Consider the following 21,540-nt stretch of genomic DNA (forward strand, 5'->3'; position numbering starts at 1 on the left):
GTTAGGCGAACTGATCGAGCCCCCTGATCCGGACCGGCAGCCCCTGCAGGCCGTCGCGCTGGAAGTCGGCGATCGCCCGGTTAACCTCGTGGTAGCCCAGCACGTCGGCGTCGATCAGCTGGCGGACGATTTCGGCGCGGCGGTCGAGTTCGTCGTAGATCCGGCGGGTGTCCTGGTAGCCCAGCAGCGTCGCGATCTGTTCCTCGAGGACGTAGGAGTTGTTCCGACCCGTAAACGAGACGACGTCGTCCCTGGGATCCCAGCGGAACGCCTGCCGGGTGACGACGCCGCCCTCGTAGTCGGAGTAGCCCTCGATCTCCTGGACCGAGGTGACCCGGCGGAGGACGTCGTCACCCTGCTTGACCCGGTTCTGGAACAGCGCGACGTCGCAGTTGTCCATGAACGTCTCCGGGACGTTGATTGGCGCACCGGTAAAGCGCTGGATCATCGAGACGATGTCGCTGGCGTGGAAGGTCAGCATGACGGGGTGGCCGGTCTGGGCGGCCTGGAACGCCATCTGGCCCTCCTCGCCGCGGACCTCGCCGACGACGATGTAGTCGGGCCGCGAGCGGAGCGCGGCCGCCACCAGGTCGAACATGTCGACGTCGGCGCTCTCGTCGCCCGATCCCTCCCGGGTGAGCAGCTGCTGCCAGGTGTCGTGGGGCGGGATTACCTCTGCAGTGTCCTCGGCGGTGTAGATCTTCGCGTCCCGCGGGATGAACGAGAGCGCGGCGTTCAGCGTCGTCGTCTTCCCCGAGGCGGTCTCGCCGACGACGAACACCGTCTGCTCGTTCTCGAGACAGAGCCAGAGGTAGGCCGCGAGTTCGGGGCTGAGGGTTCCCCACTTCGTGATCTGGAGGACCGAGAGGGGGACCTCCTCGCCCTGCCGGATCGTCAGCGAGGGGCCCTGGACCGAGACGTCGTCGGAGTAGATGATGTTGATCCGGGAGCCGTCGGGCAGCGTCGCGTCGATCACCGGATCGGAGTCGCTGACGGGGTGGTCCATCCGTTCGCCCATGTTTCGGAGCCACTGTTCGAACTCCGCCGGCGTGCCGAAGTCGACGGTCGCCTCGATCATCCCGTAGGTGCCGTGATCGAGGTAACACTGATCGGGACCGATGACGTGGATGTCCTCGTTAGCCGTGTCGGTCATCACCGGTTCCAGGGGACCGAGCCCGACGATGTCGCGCTGGAGCTGGTAGCGCAGCCTGGAGAACTGCCGCTCGGTCACGGAGAGGGGTTTCGTCCCGAACGCCTCGAGCAGCCCGCCCGGGCTCGGCTCCTCGCTCGCGTCGGCACCGATCTCGACGACCTCGTCTAACAGGGCGTCGATGTGCTCCTCGAACGCCTCGCTGTCGGTCGGGGCCGGCCGCGTGACGCTCTTGTCGAGGATCCGCTGGCGGATCTCGTCGTACAGCTCCCCGTCGCCGTCCTCGAGGATCGGCTCGACGCAGTAGTACGTCGTCGAGATGCCGACGTCGCCGTGGACGTGACAGAAGATCGGCTCCTCGGGGGTGTAGATCACGTTCGGCCGGGGAGACTCCCAGCCGGGACCCGGCTCGTCGATCAGGACCGGGTACTCGCCGTGTTCGGCGTAGAACCCCTCGAGGTGCTCGCGGAGGTGGGGGTGGTCGTCGGCCAGCGTGGCGAGGTCGTCCTCGAGCCGGGGCGTTCCGAAGTCGGACATCTCAGGCGACCGTCCGGCTGATGATCGAGACGCCCCGTCCCTGCTGGACGCTGAAGCCGATCGTGTCGTCGACGGGGGCGTTCATGTTCTGGAACCGCCGGACGCGGATGCTCCGCCTGACCTCCTGGCCGACTGCCGTCGTCTCGATGTCAAAGTAGACGTCGGCGACGCTTCGCAGCGGATGCAGGGCGTCCTCGGCGATTCCGCTCGGGTCGACCGTCAGCACGATCGACTTGCCACCCCGGGTCATCCGCCGGAGGAAGGTGACGAGCCGCTGGATGACCCGATCCTCGTCGTCGGTCTCGATTCCCGCCTCGTAGTTGGGGTCGTGGCGCAACAGCGCCGAGAGGGTGTCGACGTAGACGACGTCGGCCCGCCAGAGCCGCTCGGCGTCGACCAGCCGGGCGAGCAGCTGGCGGGTCGGCCCCGGGTCGTGGGTGTCGACGTTCGCGTGCAGGAACAGCAGTCGCTCGGCCAGCAGGAGGTCGACGACGTCGTAGGACAGCGAGTGCATCTGGTCGACGAACTCGCCGGCCTCGAGCTCGCTCGAGACGTAGCTGACGTCGGTGCCCTCGGTCGCCATCCCGTAGGCGAACCGCTGGGAGAGCGCGCTCTTGCCGGCGCCGTCCTCGCCCTCGATGAGCACGATGCTTCCGGTCGGGATCCCGTCGCCGACGGCGTTGTTCACCCGGTCTCGATCCGTCAATCCGATGGAGTAGTGGTCGGTCATGGTTGGAGTTACGTACGAAATTCGAACACCGCGCGGCTGCCGTTTACCGTGACGACGGCCCGGTGTTCATCGCCGGTCTCGAGTTCGCGGTCGATCCCGAGTTCGGCGACGGCGCCCGACCGCCAGTGGTCGTCGCCGTGGATCTCGATCTCGAGGTCGCCGCTCGAGACGTACTCGCCGTCGACGAGCACGTCGAGCCCGGTGCCGTCGCTGGCGAGGGTCTTCTCGCCGGTGTTCTTGACGTACAGCGTGACGGTGCCGTCGCCCTCGTCGTCCTCGTCGTAGACAGCATCGCTGCCCGCGTCGCTGATGATCTCGATGTCGGTGTCGATCGTGTCGGCGGTGTTGCCCGTCTGGGTGCTGACCGAGTCGGTCACGTCGGTCACCGTCGTCACCAGCGTCCCGGCGACGCCCGCGGCGACGATCATCGCCGCGATGAACAAGATGAGGCTCGAGACCGAGGTGCTCGACACCTCAGACCGCCTCCGTGATCGCGACGCCGCGCTCCGTGACGAGCTTGATCCGCTCGGGGTCGCCCGAGAGATCGGACTCGTCGACGGTGATCGTCAGCTCCTCCTCGGGGAGCCACAGCTCGCGGTCGGGCTCCCCGTCGACTTCGAGTTCGCGGTCCGCGGGGATCGTCCCGTCGACCAGCAGCGTCGTGTCGGCGGCCGACAGCGACGTCGAGCCGTCGTTTCTGGCGGTCACCGTCAGCTCACCGTCGTCGACGGTGGCCTCGACGTCGTCGATCGCGGTGTTGTGCGTCTCGAGGGCACGGTCGTTCCGGTCCTCGATCGCATCCTGGCGTAAGTCTTGTGCCGCCTGCAGGGTCGGGTACGCCACGCTGACGGCGACGAGAACGCCGATGAGGAGGATCGCGGTCGCGCCACTCGTGCTGAAGCCCATCTTCGATCACCCACTCTTCAGGGCTCGACGGTCCGCCTGATCTCGCGAATCTCCCGGAGCTGCATCACGTAGGCGTAGCTATCGGCGTGGTCGTCGGCCGTCAGCTCCGCAGCCCCCGCGGGGGCCGCGGTCTCGAGCCCCGGTCCCGCGAGGACGCCCTCGAGGTGAACCCGAACCTCCTCGTCGATCCAGCCGACCTCGACGTAGTACGACAGCGCCTCGAGGGTCGCCCGCGGCCCGCCCGACTCGAGGAGGTCCGCGAGCCACTCGAAGACGACCACGTCGGTCGCGTAGGTGTCGGGCAGCTCTCGGAGCGCGGGCTCGTCGGCGCCGCGGCGCTCGAGCTGTGGGGGTTCCGCGGTCGGCTCGGGCTCCAGGTCGTCGTCCTCGATCTCGTCGACGGGCTCGATCTCGACCTCGCCCTTGAGGTCGTCGAACGAGACCGTCTCGCCGTCGGCCTCGGCGCGGTCGCCGTCGGGGCGATCGTCGCCGAAGACCTCGAACCCGTTGTCGGCCTCCCCCTCGCCGGTGAAGGGGTTGATGTCGTCGGTCACCTGATCGTACAGTCCCAGCAGCCGTCGCACGCGATCGTTGAGTTCGTCGACCTGCGAGACGACCTGCTCCTGGGAGTCCTGGATCGCGTCCAGGCGCATCTCGGTGTCCTCGAGCGATTCCTCGAGGCCCTCGGTGCGGTAGTACAGCTCGTCGATCGCCTCCTCGTCGGGGCCGTCCTCGCCGCCGTCGGCCGCCGCGTCGGCCTCGTCGCTCGAGTTCGAGAAAGAACTCGCCCAGCTGAGGTCGACGCCGTCCGAGTCGTCGTCGGGGTCGTCCAACGGTGCGGGCTCGAGGGCCGCGAACTCGTCGTCTTCGTCCTCGAGTTGGGTCTCGGTTTCGGCCTCGTCGGCGTCCTCGAGATCGCCGTCCTCGCCGTCCTCGTCCGCGAGGCTCTCGTCGAACTCCTCGAGTTCGGGGTCGGAGTCCTCGTCCCAGTCGGCGGGCTCGAGGCCCGCCGGCTCGGGATCGGCGTCGGACTTCCCGCGACCGAACAGTCGCAGCAGCCAGTTCAGTCCCGCGGCCATCCTACCGACCCTCCGTCGGCGCCCCGTCGCCGGCGTCGGCCGGCCCGTTCCCTGTGATTCCTTGGTCGGACATACCCACCTCTTGTGACAGGACCGCTAAAGTTCTCTCCACGAGTTCAGCGCTCGTTTCGAGCCGTGAGTCGAGCCTCGAATCGAGACGTGAACTGACAACTACCTTGATAATCAACTCGTTTGAAATTGGGCCGGGGACGAACCCCTAGAATCCGCGCTTCCGTCAGATTCGCCCGCGCTGGCCTCGAGCCCCGGTGCAGCTCTCAGCCCGCTGTCACACGGTGTGGTCGCGGGGTGGCGCTCGAGTCGGCGGCCGCCGTAACTGGCGGCTCGCGCACCCACGGGTGCGCTCGGGACGCGTGACACGCGGAGACACTAATACAATCAATGTTCGAAAACATAGCAGACAACGACGAACGCGGTCAGGTGGGTATCGGCACCCTGATCGTGTTCATCGCGATGGTGCTGGTTGCGGCGATCGCAGCCGGTGTCCTCATCAACACGGCCGGCTCGCTCCAGAGCCAGGCCTCCGATACAGGTACAGAGACCCAGCAGGCGGTGGCGAACCAGATCGAGGTGACCCATGCGGTTGGATACGTTGGCCAAGACGGTACTATAGCTGGTGACGAAACTGACGCCAATGAAGACCAGATCGGATACACGGATCTGATCATCAAGAAATCGGCCGGCTCCGACGTTATCGACCTCACTTCGATGACCGTTCAGTACACGAGTACGACGGCGGACGCGACGCTCGAGTACGATGCTGACCATGGAGCCGGTACTGATGCGGATACCTCGCTAGACGATTTCGTTGATAGCGAGAACGGCGATACCTTCGCGACGATCGAAGCCGGGCAGAACGCCGATGCTGATAGTGTCGATGTCCCTGAGGCAGGGACTGCACTAACGGATACCGGTGATCGAGTGTTGCTCCGGATCAACGTCGATGCTATTGAGAACGACTACGCGCTCGAGTCCGGTGACAGTGCGACAGTCGCACTGACCGACCAGTCGGGTGCGCAGTACACCTACGGCATCACGACGCCGCCGAGCTTCGTCGATAAGGACGTGGTGGAGGTCTAACCATGTTCGAGCGAATTCACTCCGAGGATGAGCGCGGTCAGGTGGGTATCGGTACGCTGATTGTGTTCATCGCGATGGTGCTGGTTGCGGCGATCGCAGCCGGCGTTCTCATTAATACGGCTGGCTCGCTGCAGAGCCAGGCCTCTGACACTGGTTCCGAAACCCAGCAAGCGGTTGCGAACCAAATCGAAGTTACCCACGCTGCTGCCGAAAGTCAGTTTGAGTGGGTTAACTATCCCGAAGATTCTGATCTGAGTGATGAGAACCATGTTCAACCAGTTGATATTCCAACTGACGAATTCGATGGACAATACGAAGTAAACGAAGAGTTCAACGAGCTGCGACTAACGGTTAAGCAGTCAGCTGGATCCGATGTCATTGACCTCTCATCGATGACAGTCCAGTATACAAGTGATGACGAATCACTTACTCTTACCCACGCTAGCGAAGCTGAAAACCTCGGAGACTCTCCAACCGAGGCTGAGGCGGCTGAAGCCTTCTTCATTACGCAGGAAGCTGGTGAGCGTATCGAAGAAGAGACCTCGCTGACAGATAGTGAAGACCGTATTGATGTAATCATTCCTCTGATCGGTCAGGAGGAAGCTGATGGAGGGTATGCAACCGGTGATGGCTGGAGTGAAAACCAAAACCAGCCAAATAACCTCGAACCCGGCGACAGCGTCTCGATTCAGCTCGTCGATCAGTCGGGTGCACAGTACACATACGGTGTGACGATGCCGCCGACAGTTGACGATCCAGCAGAACAGACGGTCGTATCCGTCTAACGTGATACAATGATTAACACACAGAATTCAAATTCCGAAAACGATCGCGGTCAGGTCGGGATCGGAACGCTCATCGTGTTCATCGCGATGGTCCTGGTCGCGGCGATCGCGGCCGGCGTTCTGATCAACACGGCCGGCTCGCTCCAGAGCCAGGCCTCCGACACAGGTACAGAAACCCAACAGGCAGTGGCGAATCAGATCGAAGTCGTTCACGCGTACGGTGACACCGGTGGAGATGATACTGTTGACGAACTTCACTTTGTCGTGAAGAAATCCGCTGGATCAGACGTGATCGACATGGAGTCAATGACTCTTCAGTACACGAGTGAAACTACGTCAGAAACGCTCGAGTATGCGGGAACCGCGGATGCTGCTGGCGAATTCGGGACCACCGCATTAGCTGACACAGATGATCCAACGGCACTTACGGACACCAGCGACCGCATCGAGATATCTATCGATATTGGAACTAACGTAGACGGAGAAACCCTGGAAGCCGGTGATAGTGCAACGATCGAACTCATCGACCAGTCCGGAGCACAGTTCTCCTACGGCGTAACTGTTCCAGCGACCTTTGACGGAACCGTTGTGGAGGTCTAATCCATGTTCGAATCAATCACAAACGACGAAGACCGTGGTCAGGTCGGAATCGGAACGCTCATCGTGTTCATCGCGATGGTCCTGGTTGCAGCGATTGCAGCCGGCGTTCTGATCAACACGGCCGGCTCGCTGCAGAGCCAGGCTTCCGACACCGGTACAGAGACCCAGCAGGCAGTTGCGAACCAGATCGAAGTCGTCCACGCGTACGCAGAGAGTGATGCAGCTGATGGAGAGTTCGAAGATCTGAATCTCATCGTGAAGAAATCCGCCGGGTCTGATGTGATCGACCTGGATTCGATGACGATCCAGTATACGGACTCGGACAACTCGATAACGCTTACTACGAGCGATGCTGCCGTCGAGCCGACAGGTGAAGCACTGACGGATACCAGTGATCGAGTCGAATTGACGATTGACCTGGGTTCGACAGATGCTGGGGCTCTGGAACCAGGAGACAGTGCAACCGTTGAGCTCGTCGATCAATCCGGTGCACAGTTCAGCTACGGCGTGACGATGCCACAGACTGTCAGCGACACCCAAACCGTCGCTGACGTCTAACCGATCGTCCGTTAGGTAGCATACCTATCAAATCTCTTCGGGTCGACTCCAGTAAACGAGTTCCCTCTCGCAGTATTTTTTGGTCGCAGTGTTCTGTCGAATATCGAACACTCAAGTCGTAGAGAAACAGTTCTAATACACGACCGAAGGTGATGGAAGCGTGATTTTATCGGGTACAACTCACCGCTCGATATCGTCCAGAGATTTTTACACGTATACTAACCACTGAGAGTATGATCGACGACGGCACCTCGAGACGCCGCTTCCTAGCAACAACCGCTACCGTAACAGCGGCAGGATTAGCTGGCTGCGCCGGCACCACCGGACAGATCCACCCGCAAGAACCGTCCGAGCCTCGAGAGGGCTCCCCCGAGGAGTTCTACTACTTCCTCGAGGACAACGACATTGCGGTCGAAGAATTAGCTCGAGAGGACGACGAACTCTACCTGACCTACGACTCCGAGGCCGAGACGGTCGAGGAGTCCGACGAGGAGATCATGGTGATCTACGAGGTGTACAAGTTGGCGCTGATCCACCGCGGGTCGGAGATCGAGTTTCTCTACGCCGAACTCGAGGACCCCTTCGACGGGCAGGCGCTTGGCTGGGGGATCGACAGCGAGTGGGTCCACCGGTTCGATAGCGAGGAGAGCGAGGGTAACGAGACCGACGCCAACGAGTCGACGAACTCGAGCGTGGGCAACGAGACCGAAGGGCTAGACATGGATCAGGTCACCCTCTGGAGCAACATCATGAACACCAAAGTGTACGAAGAGGACGTCGAGGCCGTCGGCAACGAGAGCGACGCGAACGAGACCGCGGCCGACGCGACCGACGACGGCCTCGAGAACGAGAGCGACTAACTTCCCATGAGCGAGGACCTCCCCTACGACGAGGGCGTACTCACTCCCGAGGAGCTCTCGCTCGAGCGCGATTCCGTCGACGACCTCGGCGAGAACCGGTTTCTCGTTCGCTCCGAGGGCGACGACTCGAGCGAGTCCTCGAGTGCGGTGCTGACCGACGGCCGCGGCGAGCGCTCCGAGATCGGATCCGACCTCGCCGACGTCCCCCAGCCCCACGCGGTCGACATCGCGCTGAAGGTCGACGGCGAGGTCGCGCGCCACCGGGCGTCCTCGAGCGACGTCCGCGAGGTGTTCGCCGAACTGCTGACCTGGTACGCGACCCAGCTGGACGACGACCTCTCGCCCGAGGCGACCCTGCGGCTGATGCTCGAGCACGCCGACCTCGAGCGCTGACGAGGGGATGACGCGTCCTTTTTCCCGCTCGAGCGTCGATAGCGCCGTATGAGTGATCCACGCGAGGAGTTTCTGGCCGGCGAGCGACCCGACGACGTCGCGCTGTTCCTGGCCGACTCGTACGTCGCGGACGAGCGCTTCGAGAAGTTCGGCGACCCCGTCGAGAACGGGATCGTGATGATCGTCGACGGCGAGAGCGGCCGAAACGCGTTCAAGGCCGCGACCGACACCGACGCGATGGGCTTCGCCAAGACCGCGATGCAACAGGAAGGGGAGATCAACGACGACCTCACCAGCGGCGAGTGTCCCGACGCCGACGCAGACGGCGACCACGAGCCCCAGTTCGTCTTCGCCTTCGCCGAGGAACAGAACGAGGACGTCGGCGGGATCTACGCCGAGGGTGCAGTCGTCCACGCCTACGCGCAGTGTGCCTGCGGGACGGCCTACTCCGATCGGTGGAACGTCGCCGACGCGTAGTCGCGGCCTGCAACTCGAGGGCGTCACACCGACCGACGACCCGGACGGCGACGAGCAGCGCCAAGGAGCAGCCTTTTCCTGACGGCCCGGCTACCTGACTCCAATGAGTTCCTTCGAGACACCACAGAAGACCGACCGCGGCTTCGGACTGTCGCGCCGCGAGGTGACGGTCATCGGCGGCGCGAGCGGCCTGATGGCGGTCACCATCGCGTTGATGTACGCCTTCGCGATGACGCCGATCGCGGAAGTAAACCAGCTCGTGTTCTCGGTGCCGATCGTCGGCGTCGTCGTCTACGGTGCGGCGATCACGATCGGCGATCTGATCGCCGAGCGGGGCGTCAAAAACGGGAACATGGGGACGGCGTTTCTCGGAATGGTGATCCTCCAGGTCGCGTTCGCCGCCTTCGGCGCGGGCGTGATCGCGTTCGCCCCGCCGGATCTCCGGGTGACGATCCTCGGTATCACGGCGGTTATCACCGCGATCATGATGGCCCTGATCTCGGGGTACGTCTACGCCCGCTCGATCACGTTCGAACACTGGGGGCGGTTCTCGACCTACGCCTTCATCGGCGGCGTGATCGCGATCCTCGTCGGTAGCTTCGTCCTGCCGGAGCTGCTGCTGGCCGGCTTCGCGCTGATCTTCCTCGGCTTTATTCTCCGGCTGGGCTACGAGATCTGGCAGGTCCGGGACAACCGAAACGCCTCGGTCGGCCTGCAGACGATCGGCGTCTACGTCGCCGTCGCCGGGGTGTTCGTCCACGTCCTGCAGCTCGTCCGGGCCTACGTCCTCTCCCAGCAGTAGCTCCCACCGGCCGATTTACCTCCCTCTTCGTGGAACCGTTGGCCGTGACACGCTACTACGAGGATCTGGCGGTCGGCGACGTCTTCGAAACCGGCGGCTACACCGTCACGAAGGAGGAAATCGTCGAGTTCGCCGAGCAGTTCGATCCGCAGCCGTTCCACGTCGACGAGGAGGCGGCGGCGGAGTCGATGTTCGGCGAGTTGGTCGCCAGCGGGCTGCACACGCTCTGCCTGTCGGTTCGGCTGTTCGTCACCGACGTCGTTCAGGGCGAGGACGGCGTCGCGAACATGGGCGGGCTCGGGATGGACGACCTGCGGTGGCACGAGCCGGTCCGTCCCGGGGAGGCGCTCCGCGTTCGTGTCGAGGTGCTCGAGAAGACCCCGTCGGAGAGCCGATCCGATCGCGGCTACGTCACGTTCGGCCGGAGCGTCGTCGTCGACGACACGACCGTGCTGTCGATCACCTCGTCGAACGTCGTCCGGCGACGGGACGCCGCGAGGTAGTCGACTCCGACGCCGAAAGCGAGAACGCGTCCTCGGCCCCGATCGAGGTCGAGAGATTACGCGTCGTCGGACGCGTCGGACGGCTCGTCTTCGGCCGCCGACTCCGCGACGTCGCGGAACGCGTCGAGCAGTACCTGCTTTGCGACCGCGCCTCGAGAGGTCCAGTGCATCGCGTAGTCGAGCATGTCGTCGTAGATGTCGGGCTTGCAGCCCGCGGCCTTGGGGTGGCCCCCGCCGTTTACCTGGCCGGCGACCTCGTGGCAGCGCTCGAACTCGTCGGTTCCCCGAATGGAGGCGGAGCCGGCGGGTTTGACGATGATCGACGCGTCGGCCCCGCGCTCGCGCATCGCCTCGGCGACCTCGTTTTGCGAACAGCGCCCGTAGGTGATCCCCACGGTGTAGCCGCCGATCTCGCGGAACTCCGAGCGACCGACGGCCTGCTCGATCAGGGCCTCCTTCTCGACGCGGCGCTCGGTCAGAAAGTCCCCGACCCACTCGGGGAGGTCGACGCCGTACTCCCGGACGACCTCGACGTACTCGGCGGGGTCGGTCCAGTAGGCGTAATCCGCGAGGTCGTCGCTGCGCGGGTCCTCGCGAAGCCAAAGGTCGTGATCCCGCGTCACCGCCGCGAGCTCCTCGTACATCGGGGAGAAGTCGTACTCGAGCGAGCGGTAGACGACGTCGGCCGAACACTCCTCGTCGGAGTCGCCGACGACGAGGTCGACGCCCGCGTCGCGAACCGCCCCGGCGACGTCGTCGTCCCACTGGTGGTGGTCGTACCACGAGACACGGTCGGCGGTCTCGAGGGCCGCCGCGAGCTCGTCCTCGACGTACTCGTACCGGTCGGGACAGAGGTCGCAGACGAAGAGGTCGATCCCCGCGTCGCCGTACTCGGCGACCCGCGCGAGGGCATCCTCGAAGTCGTGGGGACTGGCAGGAATGAGCGCGACCTCGTGGGGTGTGGGCTCGGGTTCCTCGAGAGGATCCTCGGCCTCCCCCGCCGCGAGCGCGAGGTTCTCCTCGTGGGCGTCGTCGGCCGATTCGGCATCCGCATCGTCCTCCCCGTCCGCGTCGGGCTCGGGGACGTTCCGGACGTCGCCGTAGGCCTCCCGGAGCAGGGCGACGCAGGCCAGCCCGTCGGCGTCGGGGTCGGCGACGACCGCGACCTCGGCGCCCTCGAGGGCGGCCTTGGTCTGTTCGTCCTCGAGATCCTCCTCTAAGTCGTCGGGGAGGAAGAAGCCGGTTCCGGGGAGTACCGACTTGCGAGCGGTCGGCAAGTCGGCGCTGTCGATGAGATCCTCGTACATACTCCCCACTGGGCGGGCTGGCGGGAAGTAACCGCCGATCGACGACCCCGACCCCGATCAGGCCGCGGCGGCGTCGTCGGTCGTCTCGAGCTGGCGGACCGTCAGCACGGGCGCGGGCGAGCGACGGACGACCCGTTCCGCGACGCTGCCCAGCAGGAGGCGGTTCTCGCCGTGGCGGCCGCGGGTTCCGGTGGCGACGACGTCGGCGTCGACCTCGCGGGCATACTCGCAGATCTCCGCGGCGGGTCGGCCTTCCCGGACGGCGGTCGTCACCTCCCCCTCGGTTCGGTCCTCGACGGACGCAAGCGCGGCGTCGGCGGTCGTCTCGAGGGCCGTCCGGAGCTCCTCGCGGAGCTGTTCGGGCGAGGCGTCGACCTCGCTGGCGTCGATCACCGAGAGCACGTGGACCTCGGCGTCGAACTTCTCGGCGAGATCGAGCGCGACGTCGACCGCGCGGTTCACGCTGTCGGAGCCGTCCGTGGCGACGACGACCGTATCGAACATACCCGGCACGTACGGGCGCCAGGGCTTAAACGCTCCCGTCGCGCTCGAGCCGATCCGAGGGGCGGCCCGACTCGCGTCCGCAACGCGGGACGCCGCGAACCCGCCGCCGTGGGGAGTCTTTTTGACGCCGGAACACACACTGCCGCGTATGGACGCCAGCGAGTCGTTTACCGTCGACACGGTTCTCGCGCCGGTCGACGGGAGCGAGGAATCCGCGACCGCCGTCGAGTACGCCGTCGCCGTCGCCGACCGCTACGACGCGTCGGTCCACACGCTGTTCGTGCTCGGTCGCGGCGTCGTACAGGGGATAGATGCCGGCACCGTCGAGGAGGAGGCCGTCGCCGACAGCACGCAGGGCTTTCTCGACGACATCAGCCACATCGCCGACAACGAGGGCGTCTCGCTGTCGACGTCGGTCGATCACGGGTTCTCGACGACGCGCAAGACCCGCCATCCGGGCAACGTCGTCCTCGATACGGCCGACGCCGTCGACGCCGATTTCATCGTCCTGCCGCGAGAGCCCGTCACCGGGGCCTCGGCGGAGGTCCTCGAGAAGGCCGCGGAGTACGTGCTGTCCTACGCCAGCCAGCCCGTGCTGTCGGTGTAACGGGAGCGCACGGCACGTTTTCGTTTCCGGACCTCCGGCTAATTCGGCCGTTACGTAGGCGGGCAAACTGCTCGCTTCGCTCGCCGTTTCTACTGGGCGAACAGCCGTCCGAGACGCGCGACAGCGCGTCTCTCTGCGGAACGACGATCGAAGCGCGAGCGTAGCGAGCGGTGAGTGAGTCGTCTCTACGTAACGAATCGCTGCGCCCTCTCGCACTCGGTCCGGCTGCCGAACGCACGACCGTCGTCAGTCGAGCAGGATCCCCATCTCCTGTTCGAAGCTCTCCGTGCCGGTGGGTTCGAATCCGACGCGTTCGTACAGCGCGATCGCGGGCGTGTTCCAGCGCTCGACGGTCAACCAGACGTGCGTGATACCGCGCTCGATCGCGTGCCCGAGCAGGTGTTTCAGTAGCTTCGTGCCGATCCCCGACTGCTGGTAGTCCTGGAGGACGAAGATCGCTAACTCCCACTCGATACCACCGACGTCCTCGATCTCGGCAGGCTCGTCGACGTCGGGAACGAGCACGGCGTGGCCGACCACGTCCTCGCCGTGGCGGGCGACGACGTTGACGCTGTGTTCCGCGATCGTCTCAAGCCAGTTGCGGATCCGCCCCTCGCCCGTCGGCGGGATCCCCTGGGCGCGGTCGGTCGGGTCGAACTCGACGTACATCTCGACGGTGTCGTCGAGGGCCTCGCCCTCGAACTCGTCGACGGCCCGGAACTCGATCTCCCGGCCCGACTGGTCCTCGGCGGTCGCCGGCGGGGCGGGAAACGGCCCCGACGGAGCGTCGGGATACACTCTATCGGGCATCGTTATCGCACCAGCTTGACCGTCGTCGGGGCGTTCAGCAGGACGAACTCGGTGATCGACCCCAGCTGAATCTTCCCCATCGGACTGATGGTTCCGCCGCCGATCACCAGCTGGTCGAACTCGCCCTGTTCGGCGTAGTCGACCAGCGAGGCGCCCGGATCGCCCTCGAGCCGTTCGATCTCGGCGTCGACGCCGGCCTCCGAGAGCAGCTTCTCGGCCTGGCGGTACATCTCCTCCTGGGATCGCTCCGTGTCGGCCTTCTCGAGGACCGCGACGGTGAGATCGTCGCCGACGTCGCCGGTGCGTTCGATCGTCCGGCGCAACGCGGTGATCGATTCGTCGCTTCCGGCCAGTCCCAGCAACACGTTCATGCGTACGTGTGTGAGCTAGTGGACGAAAACCGTTGTGCCACCCGGGCCGGCCTGCGAGCGTCGCCGCGTGACGACGACGTTAAGGGCGCGTAGAGAATACGTTGACCGAATGAGTGACGCAGCGCTCGATGTCGTCGAGTTCGTGCTCACGACGAGCGTGTATTCCGACGACAGGACGCTGGACGAGAACGATCTCCCGCCGTCGTACCGCCGTGTCTTCTGGACGGGCGGGAGCGACGACGGCGAGGACGACGAGGGCGGCCGAGCGCGGGGCGGAATCACCCGTCCGCTGTCGGCGACCAACACCACCGTCCGACAGGCGACGGGCGTCGACCGACCCTGGGAGGCCGTCTCGGGACTGATGTTTACGGACCGCGACGAGTTCTCCGGGACGATCACGTTCACCGAGGAGGGGATGGCCGAACAGTGGTACCTCGACCGGGCCGACGAGGAGCGACTGCTCGAGAACCCGACGCTCGCGAAACACTTCGCCGACCACGAGGAGTACGACGTCGACGTCAGCCACGAGGCGGCTCGCGAGCGAAACCGGCCGATCCAGGCCGATCGCGTCTGGATCGACGGCCTGCTCGAGGAGTACTTCGACGAGGAGGAAGACGAGGAGATGCTCGACCTGGTCGACGTCCGCGCCCCCGAGGAGGTCGACGTCACCCTCGACGACCTCGTGCTGACGGAGGGCCAGGAGGCCGAGATCGACAAGATCGCGAAGGCGATCGAACACCGCGACTACCTCGCGGAGATCGGCCTGCGCGAGATCGGCAAGCTGCTGTTCGTCGGCCCGCCGGGGACGGGCAAGACCTCGACCGCGCAGGCGCTGGCCCAGGACATGGATCTTCCCTTCGTCGAGGTCAAGCTCTCGATGATCACGAGCCAGTACCTCGGCGAGACGGCGAAAAACGTCGACAAGACCTTCGAGGTCGCGAAGCGACTCTCGCCGTGTATCCTCTTTATCGACGAGTTCGACTTCGTCGCCAAAACGCGGCGCAGCGACGAACACGCCGCCCTGAAGCGCGCAGTGAATACGCTGCTCAAGAGCATCGACAACATCTCGCTGATCCAGGACGACGTCCTCCTGATCGGGGCGACGAACCACCCCGATCAGCTCGACGCGGCCGCCTGGCGTCGCTTCGACGAGATCGTCAACTTTCCCAAGCCCGACTACAACATGCGGGCCGACATCCTCCGGGTTATCACTCGACAGATGCGGATCGACGAGTTCGACCCCGAACTCGTCGCGGAGGCGACCGAGGGGATGACCGGCAGCGACCTCCGGATGGTGCTCCGGGAGGCCGTCCTCGAGGCGCTGACCGAGGACCGCACCATGCTCACCCAGGAGGACCTGCTCAACGCCGTCGAGGAGTTCGAGGAGCGGGATAACCTGAAGAACATGGACATGATCGACGGCGACCACGACGCCCTCGTGGCGGGCGGCGACGTCGGCGGCGGCAGCGGCGACGATCACGATCACGACCACAGCCACGATCACGACCACGACCACTGACGGCGAGGATCGGACCCACCCACAGCGTCGAGAGCGCAACGACCAACTGTTCGGGCTCCCTCGAGCCGGTATGTACGATTTCCACGCCCACACGAGCTACTCGGACGGCTCCTTCCTGCCGGGGATGGTACGAGCCGCCGAGGAGGCGGGCCTCGAGGGGATCGGGCTGACCGACCACTGTTCGATCAGCTCGCGCGATCGGGCCAACGCCACCCGCAACCGCTACGGGTTCAACCTCGATCTGACCTACGAGCGGCGCCGCGACGCGATCGAGCAGGTCCGCGAACGAGGGGAAATCGACGTCTACGACGCCGTCGAGATGGACTACGACCCCCGGGACGAGGCCGAGATCGACGCCTTCCTCGAGGAGGCGAACTTCCAGTACGCGATCGGCAGCGTCCACGCCGTCGAGGGCGAGAACGTCCAGGTGGCCTCGAACTTCGAGGGGCTGTCCGAATCGGATCGGGACACCGTCGTCGACGACTACATCGATCGGCTCGTGGCCCTGATCGACTCGGAACTGTTCGACGTCGCGGCCCACCTCGATCTCATCGAGCGAACGCCGCCATTACAGGGGCGGACGACGACGGACCACTACGAGCGGGTCGCGAGGGCCTTCGACGACTCGCGGACCGTCCCCGAGATCAACGCCGGCCGGGCGACCCGGGAGGACCCGCTCGTCCACCCCTCCGAGGAGTTCCTCGAGGCCCTCCGGGCGTACGACGTTCCCGTGACCCTCGGCACCGACGCCCACGCACCCGAGGAGATCCGCGAGCGGACGACCTTCCTCGAGGAGTACCTCACAAGTCGCGACCTCGAGCCGGTGAGCCCGCCGAGCCTGGAGTCCCACGCGCGGTGACCGGGCTCGAGGCCGCCGACACCACGCTTTTCCGCTCGCCGTCCGACGAGTTCGACATGACCGATCGGAACGTGTTCGGCACCGAACTCGAGCCCTGTAGCACCGACCCGACGACCGGCTTCCTGCGGGACGGCTGCTGTCGGCGCGTCGAGGGCGACCGGGGCCGCCACGAACTCTGTGCCGTCCTCACCGAGGAGTTCCTGCAGTTCAGCAAGGCCCGCGGTAACGACCTCACGACGCCTCGGCCCGAACTCGAGTTTCCCGGACTCGAGCCCGGCGACCGCTGGTGTCTCTGTCTGGGGCGCTGGCTCGAGGCCGAAGAGGAAAACTGTGCGCCCCCGGTGGTGCTCGAGGCAACCCACGAGGCCGTCCTCCGGGACGTCGAGCCGGATCTGCTCCGCGAACACGAGTACGATCCGCGGGACGACGACCCGTCGGGCTCGAGTTCCGGCTCGGTGTCGGGCTCGGCGAATTGATCGACGACCCGTTCTACAATCTCCCTCTTTTCGGGGTGACTTCGCTCCGGGTACCCGTTACGTACAGACGACTCACTCACCGCTCGCTACGCTCGCGCTTCGATCGTCGTTCCGCAGAGAGACGCGCTGTCGCGCGTCTCGGACGGCTGTTCGCCCAGTAGAAACTGCGAGCGAAGCGAGCAGTTTGCACTTGGAGATAACACGAGCGCCGAATTCCGACGGAAGCGAGACGACTCGAGGAACCGACCCGACGACGGATCGGGGAACGCCCTATATATGCCGGCTTCGAATGGCCGACAATGAGCGATGGATCGAAACGGACGGACGCACCGGCGGCGTTCGCCGAGCGAGCGCGGGCCGAGTACGGCGAGTCGATCCGTCACCTCGTCGCGTTCGGCAGCGCGGTCCGCGGCGACGACCGCGACGTCCACAGCGAGGCGGAGCTACTGCTGGTACTCGAGGATCTCGAGCCCGAGCGCGAACTCGAGGCGCTGGCCCGCGAGGTCGGCCTCGAGCACGGGACCGTCCTCGAGGTGCACGTGCTGCCGACCGAGCGCTACGAGGAACGGGAGGACCACGAGTTCGTCGAGCGGGCGTTCGCCGAAGGGGAGGTGTATGTGTAGCCGGCGGTCGCCCGCGGGCGGTTCGGGATCGAGTCGCGCGCGCTCGAGCGACGTCACCCTCGAGGTGACGGGTCGGTGACGATGCGAGTCACGCTGCTCGGCACCGGCGACACGACCGGGACGCCGACCGTGGGCTGTGACTGCGAGACCTGCCGGACGGCCCGCGAGCGGGGGGTCGAGCGCACCCGCTTCTCGGTCCACGTCGAGAACGAGCGAACCGACGAGTCGCTGCTGATCGACTTCAGCCCCGACTTTCGCGCCCAGTTTCTCCGCGAGGACGTACCGCTGCCCGACGCCGGCATCGTCACCCACATCCACTTCGACCACCTCGACGGCCTGGGTAACGCCTTCCGGGTGTTCGACTCGCTCGACGTGTACGCGGCCGACGAGACCGACCCCCGAACGGGGAACAGCGTCGCCGAAACCGTCGCCGAGGACTACCACTACCTGAACACGATCACCGTTCGCCCGACGACGCCGCTCGAGCCGACCCGGATCTGCGGGCTCGACGTGACGTTCGTCCCGGTCGACCACCCGCCGCTGGTCTGTTACGGGCTCGCGATCGAGGACCCCGAGACGGGGGCGAAGCTGTCGATAACGGGGGATACGAACTACGAAGTTCCCGACCGCTCCCGCGCGGCCCTCGCCGATCCGGACCTCCTGCTGGCCGACGCGATCGTCCCCGCACACCTCTGTGCGTCCCACCCCGCCGGCGGACGCCACGAGGGACCCGACGGGACACCCTACACGTTCGGCTCGAAACACATGACCCGAGAGGGGGCGCTGGCGCTGGCCGAGGAACTCGAGGCGGGCCGTACCCGACTCGTCCACCTGGCACACTACTATCCCGCAGAAGAGGCGTTCGAGGAGCCACTGGCGGTCGACGGCGAGCGGTACGTCCTCGAGTGAACGGGCTGGGTTAGAAGCCGCCGCCGAACAGCAGGTCGAGGAAGTCCTGGACCGCGAAGATCGCCAGGACGAACGCCAGCAACACGAGGAAGGCGTTGACGACGTTCAGCGCGGTCGTGTTGCGGTACTCGCCCATCGTCTCCTTGTCGTTGACCGCCCAGAACAGCAGGAGGGCGGCCAGCGGCAGGCCGAAGATCCCGTTGTACGTCGGGAAGAGGATGACCATGTCGACGACCGACAGGTTCAGCGCGCTACTGATCAGCGGCGAGGCCAGTCCAAGTCCGGTCAGGCCGGCGAAGATCAGCTTGAACAGTCGGCTGCTCTGGTCGACCTCGATATCCATCGCCTGCGGGATGATGTACGCCGGCGTCCACATGATCGGGATGATGCTGTTGAACGCCGCGGCTGTCACGCCCGCGATGAAAAGCACCATCGCCCACGTTCCGAACACGTCGACGAGCGCCTCGCCGGGCGTCATGAACGACTCGAGTTCGGTAAAGCCCATCGGCTGTAACACCGCGGCCGAGACGACCAGGATCGCGACCGTGGTGATCCCGCCAACGGTGAAGCCGACGGCGAGGTCCCGGCGGGCGTCAGAGACGTCGCTCTCGTCGGTCCAGCCCTTCTCCTCGACGAGGATCGACTCGAGGAAGAAGTTGGGCCACAGCGCGGTCGTCCCCAGTAGACCCGCGGCGATCGCGAGCGCGCCGAGCGAGTCCGACGTCGGGACGAACCCGAGCGCGACCGCGCCGAGATCCGGATTGCTCGGGCCGGCGACGGCGAGATAGAGGACCATCACCGACAGCATCATGACGATCATCAGCTTCTCGATCTTGTGGTAGTTCAGCAACCCGACGCCGATGGCCAGAAACGTCGCCAGGACGGCGATCGGTTGCCAGGCGATGGCGCCCCCGGTAACGAAGGAGACCCCTGCGCCGACGGCGGCCACGAGGCCGAGCGTCCAGGCGACACAGCCGATCGAGAGGAACACCGCGATCGCCGTCGCGGGCCCCTTACCGAGTTTCTCGCGGACGAACGGCATGAGCGGCCGGCCGTGTATCCCGAGGCGTGCGCTCATGTCCTGTGCCATGACGCCGAGCAACACCGCGCCGACGACGGCCCACAGCAGCGTGTAGCCGTGCATGACGCCGGCCTGGCTCGCGATGAACACCGATCCGGAGCCGAAGTAGCTGGCGACCATAACGAACGCCAGCCCGTACTCCTTTACCGCTTCAGATAGCTCTCGTCCGATTCGTGTCGTGAAGTTTTCAGTGGTTCCCATGAATTAAATTTCCGGTGTTTCAGTCCGAGCAGTTCGATCAACGTACAGAGATAGTACCGCGAAGTCAACCGAATATAGCGACTCGGTACGTAAAAGCCTCGGCGTTTCACTTTCCGGGCGACGGAACCGAGAGCCTTCGATGCACAGTATCGAAGGCGATCCGTATTCATCGGCGTTCGCTCACCGGAAGCGCTCGAGTCCAGCCTGGCTGCGGCGTTTTCCGTCCGGATCCGCGACCCAGTCGGTTCGGTCGTCCCGTTCGGTCTCGAGGTCGACGTCCGGTCCGGGTTCGGGCTCGTACCCCGGGCAGTCGGTACCGCAGTCGCTCTCCGCGTCGACGACTCGACTCGCCCACTCGCAGTACGGCAGCGTCGCGCCGCTCGGGCCGTCGGCTCGACAGCTCGTACAGTCGGGAAAGCCGTAGGTTCGCCACCCCTTTCCGTAGGCTCGCTCGGCGAGCCGCCGCCGGGCGCGTGTCTTCTCGGGGGGCGAGACGACGGCGACGTCGGTCCGACCGGGGTGGGTCTCGAGCGGTTCGACCCCCGGCTCGGAAACGGGCAGCGGCGTCGGCTCCCGAAGCACGTCGATCTCTCGGACGGCACCCGCCTCGCGGCGAACCCGCCAGATTCCGACCTCGTCCGGAATGCCGTTTCGGTGGGCGCCCGTGACGTAGCTCTCGGTCGCCAGCACGGCCTCGTCGACGAGCCCCAGGCTGACGTCCGTTCGAAGCTGGGCCTCGAGGTCGCCCGGCCGGCCGAGATCGGGCTTGTTCTCGATGCCGACGAGCCGGTCGTACCAGTCGGGGTAGCGGGCGACCTGACGGACGTACTCCCGTCCGTTACGGCGCTCGCGCTCGAAGAAGCCGACCTCGAGGGCGCGCTCGGTCGCCCGTCGCGCCCGCTCGGGATGGCAGTCGAACGCGTCCTTCCAGTACCGTGCGCGGCCGGGACCGACCCGCGATTCGATCGCCGCAGCGGGAATCGCCTCGCCCGTGATCGCGGTTCGATCCGCGAACGCGGGACCGGGCTCGACGCTGACGATGTCGAGGACGCGTCCGCCCGGATCCGCGACGCCCGCGCCGAGCTGCCGGGCGAGGAGGCGGTCACCGCGGGACTCGAGGGCGGCACACAGCTCGAGTTCGAACGCGAACTCGCTCACGACGGATCGAACGGGCGGTAGCGAAAAAAGGAGGTCGGTCGCTCGATCCAGTGAGACGTAGTGTCACGCTAGACAACAGGATTAATCACCCTGCGGTTCGAAGCCGGAGGCTGTATGGGGGTACTCGATGCACTCGGTGTTCGAGGCCACGACGGAACGACGCGCTACGAGTGTCGAAACTGCGGGCGAGAGCTGACGGCAGACGACGAGGAGTGCGCCGGCTGTGGCTCCCGGGAGATCGCACACTACGAGTTCTGACTCGGTTCGGATCCAGATCTCAGATCCGAGCACCCGGAGTACGCGTCCCTCCGCGAGCGAAACGCTGATTTACGAACGACGTCATCCGCCGGTAAGGGATGGCGAACAGGGACGACGTTTCCAGAGAGCTGGCGGAGTGTACGGACTGCGGTGCGGTCTACGCGGCCAGACAGTGGCCCGACGGGACGATCAAGGCGATCGGAAGCGAGAGCTGCCGGTGTGGCTGTACCGAGTTCGCTCTCGTCGAGGCCGACGAGGAGACGGTGCCGCCGGACGAGGCGGAGTAGCACGTTCGAATCGGCCGATCGCCCACTCGCCGCTTCCGCCCCGTCGGTCGCCGTGTGGCTCGCCTGTGAAATCGGAACCGCTTTCGGCCGGG

The 21,540-nt window shown here is 65.5% G+C and carries 28 protein-coding genes; 17 read left to right on the forward strand and 11 right to left on the reverse strand.

The annotated features are described in order from the left end of the window. Window position 1 precedes the first annotated feature (1 nt). From ACNA7R_RS06205 to ACNA7R_RS06225, 5 genes are read right to left on the reverse strand one after another with little or no spacing between them, the layout of a single operon-like run. Complete coding sequence (locus ACNA7R_RS06205) at window positions 2-1,687, reverse strand: type II/IV secretion system ATPase subunit (RefSeq protein WP_416282690.1); 1,686 nt, start codon at window positions 1,685-1,687, stop codon at window positions 2-4. A gap of 1 nt (window position 1,688) precedes the next feature. Continuing rightward, window positions 1,689-2,417: an ATPase domain-containing protein gene (locus ACNA7R_RS06210; protein WP_416282691.1), complete on the reverse strand. Its 729-nt coding sequence runs from the start codon at window positions 2,415-2,417 to the stop codon at window positions 1,689-1,691. Window positions 2,418-2,425: 8 nt separating this feature from the next. Beyond that, entirely contained in the window at window positions 2,426-2,890 is a 465-nt protein-coding gene (locus tag ACNA7R_RS06215; protein ID WP_416282692.1) for a flagellar protein G, read from the reverse strand. Window position 2,891: 1 nt separating this feature from the next. Next, a complete protein-coding gene (locus ACNA7R_RS06220) occupies window positions 2,892-3,323 on the reverse strand; it encodes a flagellin (RefSeq protein WP_416282693.1) in 432 nt (143 codons plus the stop codon). Between the two features lie 17 nt (window positions 3,324-3,340). Further along, window positions 3,341-4,402 (reverse strand): FlaD/FlaE family flagellar protein, encoded by a 1,062-nt coding sequence (locus ACNA7R_RS06225; protein WP_416282694.1) that lies wholly within the window; start codon window positions 4,400-4,402, stop codon window positions 3,341-3,343. 399 nt (window positions 4,403-4,801) lie between these two features. On the opposite strand from ACNA7R_RS06225, the gene ACNA7R_RS06230 reads away from it, so the two are divergent. The 9 genes from ACNA7R_RS06230 to ACNA7R_RS06270 all read left to right on the forward strand — a co-directional run bounded on the left by ACNA7R_RS06230 (window position 4,802) and on the right by ACNA7R_RS06270 (window position 10,478). After that, entirely contained in the window at window positions 4,802-5,500 is a 699-nt protein-coding gene (locus tag ACNA7R_RS06230) for an archaellin/type IV pilin N-terminal domain-containing protein (protein ID WP_416282695.1), read from the forward strand. A 2-nt stretch (window positions 5,501-5,502) separates the two neighbouring features. Beyond that, window positions 5,503-6,285: an archaellin/type IV pilin N-terminal domain-containing protein gene (locus tag ACNA7R_RS06235; RefSeq protein ID WP_416282696.1), complete on the forward strand. Its 783-nt coding sequence runs from the start codon at window positions 5,503-5,505 to the stop codon at window positions 6,283-6,285. Between the two features lie 9 nt (window positions 6,286-6,294). After that, window positions 6,295-6,885, forward strand: coding sequence for an archaellin/type IV pilin N-terminal domain-containing protein (locus tag ACNA7R_RS06240; RefSeq protein ID WP_416282697.1), 591 nt, complete (start codon window positions 6,295-6,297; stop codon window positions 6,883-6,885). A gap of 3 nt (window positions 6,886-6,888) precedes the next feature. Continuing rightward, window positions 6,889-7,443, forward strand: a complete 555-nt coding sequence (locus ACNA7R_RS06245; protein WP_416282698.1) for an archaellin/type IV pilin N-terminal domain-containing protein — start codon at window positions 6,889-6,891, stop codon at window positions 7,441-7,443. Window positions 7,444-7,676: 233 nt separating this feature from the next. After that, entirely contained in the window at window positions 7,677-8,303 is a 627-nt protein-coding gene (locus tag ACNA7R_RS06250) for a hypothetical protein (RefSeq protein ID WP_416282699.1), read from the forward strand. A gap of 6 nt (window positions 8,304-8,309) precedes the next feature. Next, on the forward strand, window positions 8,310-8,696 hold the full coding sequence (locus tag ACNA7R_RS06255; RefSeq protein ID WP_416282700.1) for a hypothetical protein: 387 nt from the start codon (window positions 8,310-8,312) through the stop codon (window positions 8,694-8,696). A 48-nt stretch (window positions 8,697-8,744) separates the two neighbouring features. Next, the gene (locus ACNA7R_RS06260; protein ID WP_416282701.1) at window positions 8,745-9,173 is read left to right on the forward strand and encodes a DUF5807 family protein; all 429 of its coding nucleotides are present in this window, start codon (window positions 8,745-8,747) and stop codon (window positions 9,171-9,173) included. A 103-nt stretch (window positions 9,174-9,276) separates the two neighbouring features. After that, on the forward strand, window positions 9,277-9,975 hold the full coding sequence (locus ACNA7R_RS06265) for a hypothetical protein (RefSeq protein ID WP_416282702.1): 699 nt from the start codon (window positions 9,277-9,279) through the stop codon (window positions 9,973-9,975). Window positions 9,976-10,019: 44 nt separating this feature from the next. Further along, complete coding sequence (locus ACNA7R_RS06270) at window positions 10,020-10,478, forward strand: MaoC family dehydratase (RefSeq protein WP_416282703.1); 459 nt, start codon at window positions 10,020-10,022, stop codon at window positions 10,476-10,478. A gap of 56 nt (window positions 10,479-10,534) precedes the next feature. Here the strand turns inward: ACNA7R_RS06270 and ACNA7R_RS06275 are convergent, their stop codons facing one another. Continuing rightward, a complete protein-coding gene (locus ACNA7R_RS06275; protein WP_416282704.1) occupies window positions 10,535-11,785 on the reverse strand; it encodes a DHH family phosphoesterase in 1,251 nt (416 codons plus the stop codon). Between the two features lie 57 nt (window positions 11,786-11,842). Then, on the reverse strand, window positions 11,843-12,289 hold the full coding sequence (locus ACNA7R_RS06280) for a universal stress protein (protein ID WP_416282705.1): 447 nt from the start codon (window positions 12,287-12,289) through the stop codon (window positions 11,843-11,845). Between the two features lie 148 nt (window positions 12,290-12,437). Between ACNA7R_RS06280 and ACNA7R_RS06285 the strand changes: the two genes are divergently transcribed. Next, window positions 12,438-12,896 (forward strand): universal stress protein, encoded by a 459-nt coding sequence (locus tag ACNA7R_RS06285; RefSeq protein ID WP_416282707.1) that lies wholly within the window; start codon window positions 12,438-12,440, stop codon window positions 12,894-12,896. 246 nt (window positions 12,897-13,142) lie between these two features. On the opposite strand, the gene ACNA7R_RS06290 is transcribed toward ACNA7R_RS06285, so the two are convergent. Both ACNA7R_RS06290 and ACNA7R_RS06295 read right to left on the reverse strand, forming a co-directional pair. Beyond that, a complete protein-coding gene (locus tag ACNA7R_RS06290) occupies window positions 13,143-13,706 on the reverse strand; it encodes a GNAT family N-acetyltransferase (protein WP_416282708.1) in 564 nt (187 codons plus the stop codon). Window positions 13,707-13,708: 2 nt separating this feature from the next. Then, entirely contained in the window at window positions 13,709-14,077 is a 369-nt protein-coding gene (locus ACNA7R_RS06295; RefSeq protein WP_416282709.1) for a universal stress protein, read from the reverse strand. A 109-nt stretch (window positions 14,078-14,186) separates the two neighbouring features. On the opposite strand from ACNA7R_RS06295, the gene ACNA7R_RS06300 reads away from it, so the two are divergent. From ACNA7R_RS06300 to ACNA7R_RS06320, 5 genes are all read left to right on the forward strand, one after another. Next, complete coding sequence (locus ACNA7R_RS06300; RefSeq protein ID WP_416282710.1) at window positions 14,187-15,596, forward strand: ATP-binding protein; 1,410 nt, start codon at window positions 14,187-14,189, stop codon at window positions 15,594-15,596. Window positions 15,597-15,666: 70 nt separating this feature from the next. Beyond that, window positions 15,667-16,455 carry a PHP domain-containing protein gene (locus ACNA7R_RS06305; protein ID WP_416282711.1) on the forward strand — a complete coding sequence of 263 codons (789 nt, stop codon included), beginning with the start codon at window positions 15,667-15,669 and terminating at the stop codon, window positions 16,453-16,455. 56 nt (window positions 16,456-16,511) lie between these two features. Further along, entirely contained in the window at window positions 16,512-16,931 is a 420-nt protein-coding gene (locus ACNA7R_RS06310) for a DUF2237 family protein (RefSeq protein WP_416282712.1), read from the forward strand. Between the two features lie 299 nt (window positions 16,932-17,230). Then, complete coding sequence (locus ACNA7R_RS06315; protein ID WP_416282713.1) at window positions 17,231-17,554, forward strand: hypothetical protein; 324 nt, start codon at window positions 17,231-17,233, stop codon at window positions 17,552-17,554. A gap of 81 nt (window positions 17,555-17,635) precedes the next feature. Then, a complete protein-coding gene (locus tag ACNA7R_RS06320; protein ID WP_416282725.1) occupies window positions 17,636-18,463 on the forward strand; it encodes an MBL fold metallo-hydrolase in 828 nt (275 codons plus the stop codon). Window positions 18,464-18,473: 10 nt separating this feature from the next. Here ACNA7R_RS06320 and ACNA7R_RS06325 read toward each other — a convergent pair whose 3' ends face one another. Further along, a complete protein-coding gene (locus ACNA7R_RS06325) occupies window positions 18,474-19,745 on the reverse strand; it encodes an NRAMP family divalent metal transporter (RefSeq protein ID WP_416282714.1) in 1,272 nt (423 codons plus the stop codon). Between the two features lie 180 nt (window positions 19,746-19,925). After that, window positions 19,926-20,903 (reverse strand): DUF5787 family protein, encoded by a 978-nt coding sequence (locus tag ACNA7R_RS06330; protein ID WP_416282715.1) that lies wholly within the window; start codon window positions 20,901-20,903, stop codon window positions 19,926-19,928. Window positions 20,904-21,017: 114 nt separating this feature from the next. Between ACNA7R_RS06330 and ACNA7R_RS06335 the strand changes: the two genes are divergently transcribed. Together ACNA7R_RS06335 and ACNA7R_RS06340 are read left to right on the forward strand one after the other, a co-directional pair. Then, window positions 21,018-21,161 carry a hypothetical protein gene (locus ACNA7R_RS06335; RefSeq protein WP_416282716.1) on the forward strand — a complete coding sequence of 48 codons (144 nt, stop codon included), beginning with the start codon at window positions 21,018-21,020 and terminating at the stop codon, window positions 21,159-21,161. Window positions 21,162-21,259: 98 nt separating this feature from the next. Then, window positions 21,260-21,448 carry a hypothetical protein gene (locus ACNA7R_RS06340; RefSeq protein ID WP_416282717.1) on the forward strand — a complete coding sequence of 63 codons (189 nt, stop codon included), beginning with the start codon at window positions 21,260-21,262 and terminating at the stop codon, window positions 21,446-21,448. Window positions 21,449-21,540 lie beyond the last annotated feature (92 nt).

Origin of the sequence: Natronococcus sp. (assembly GCF_047921035.1) — an archaeon.
Lineage (GTDB): Archaea > Halobacteriota > Halobacteria > Halobacteriales > Natrialbaceae > Natronococcus.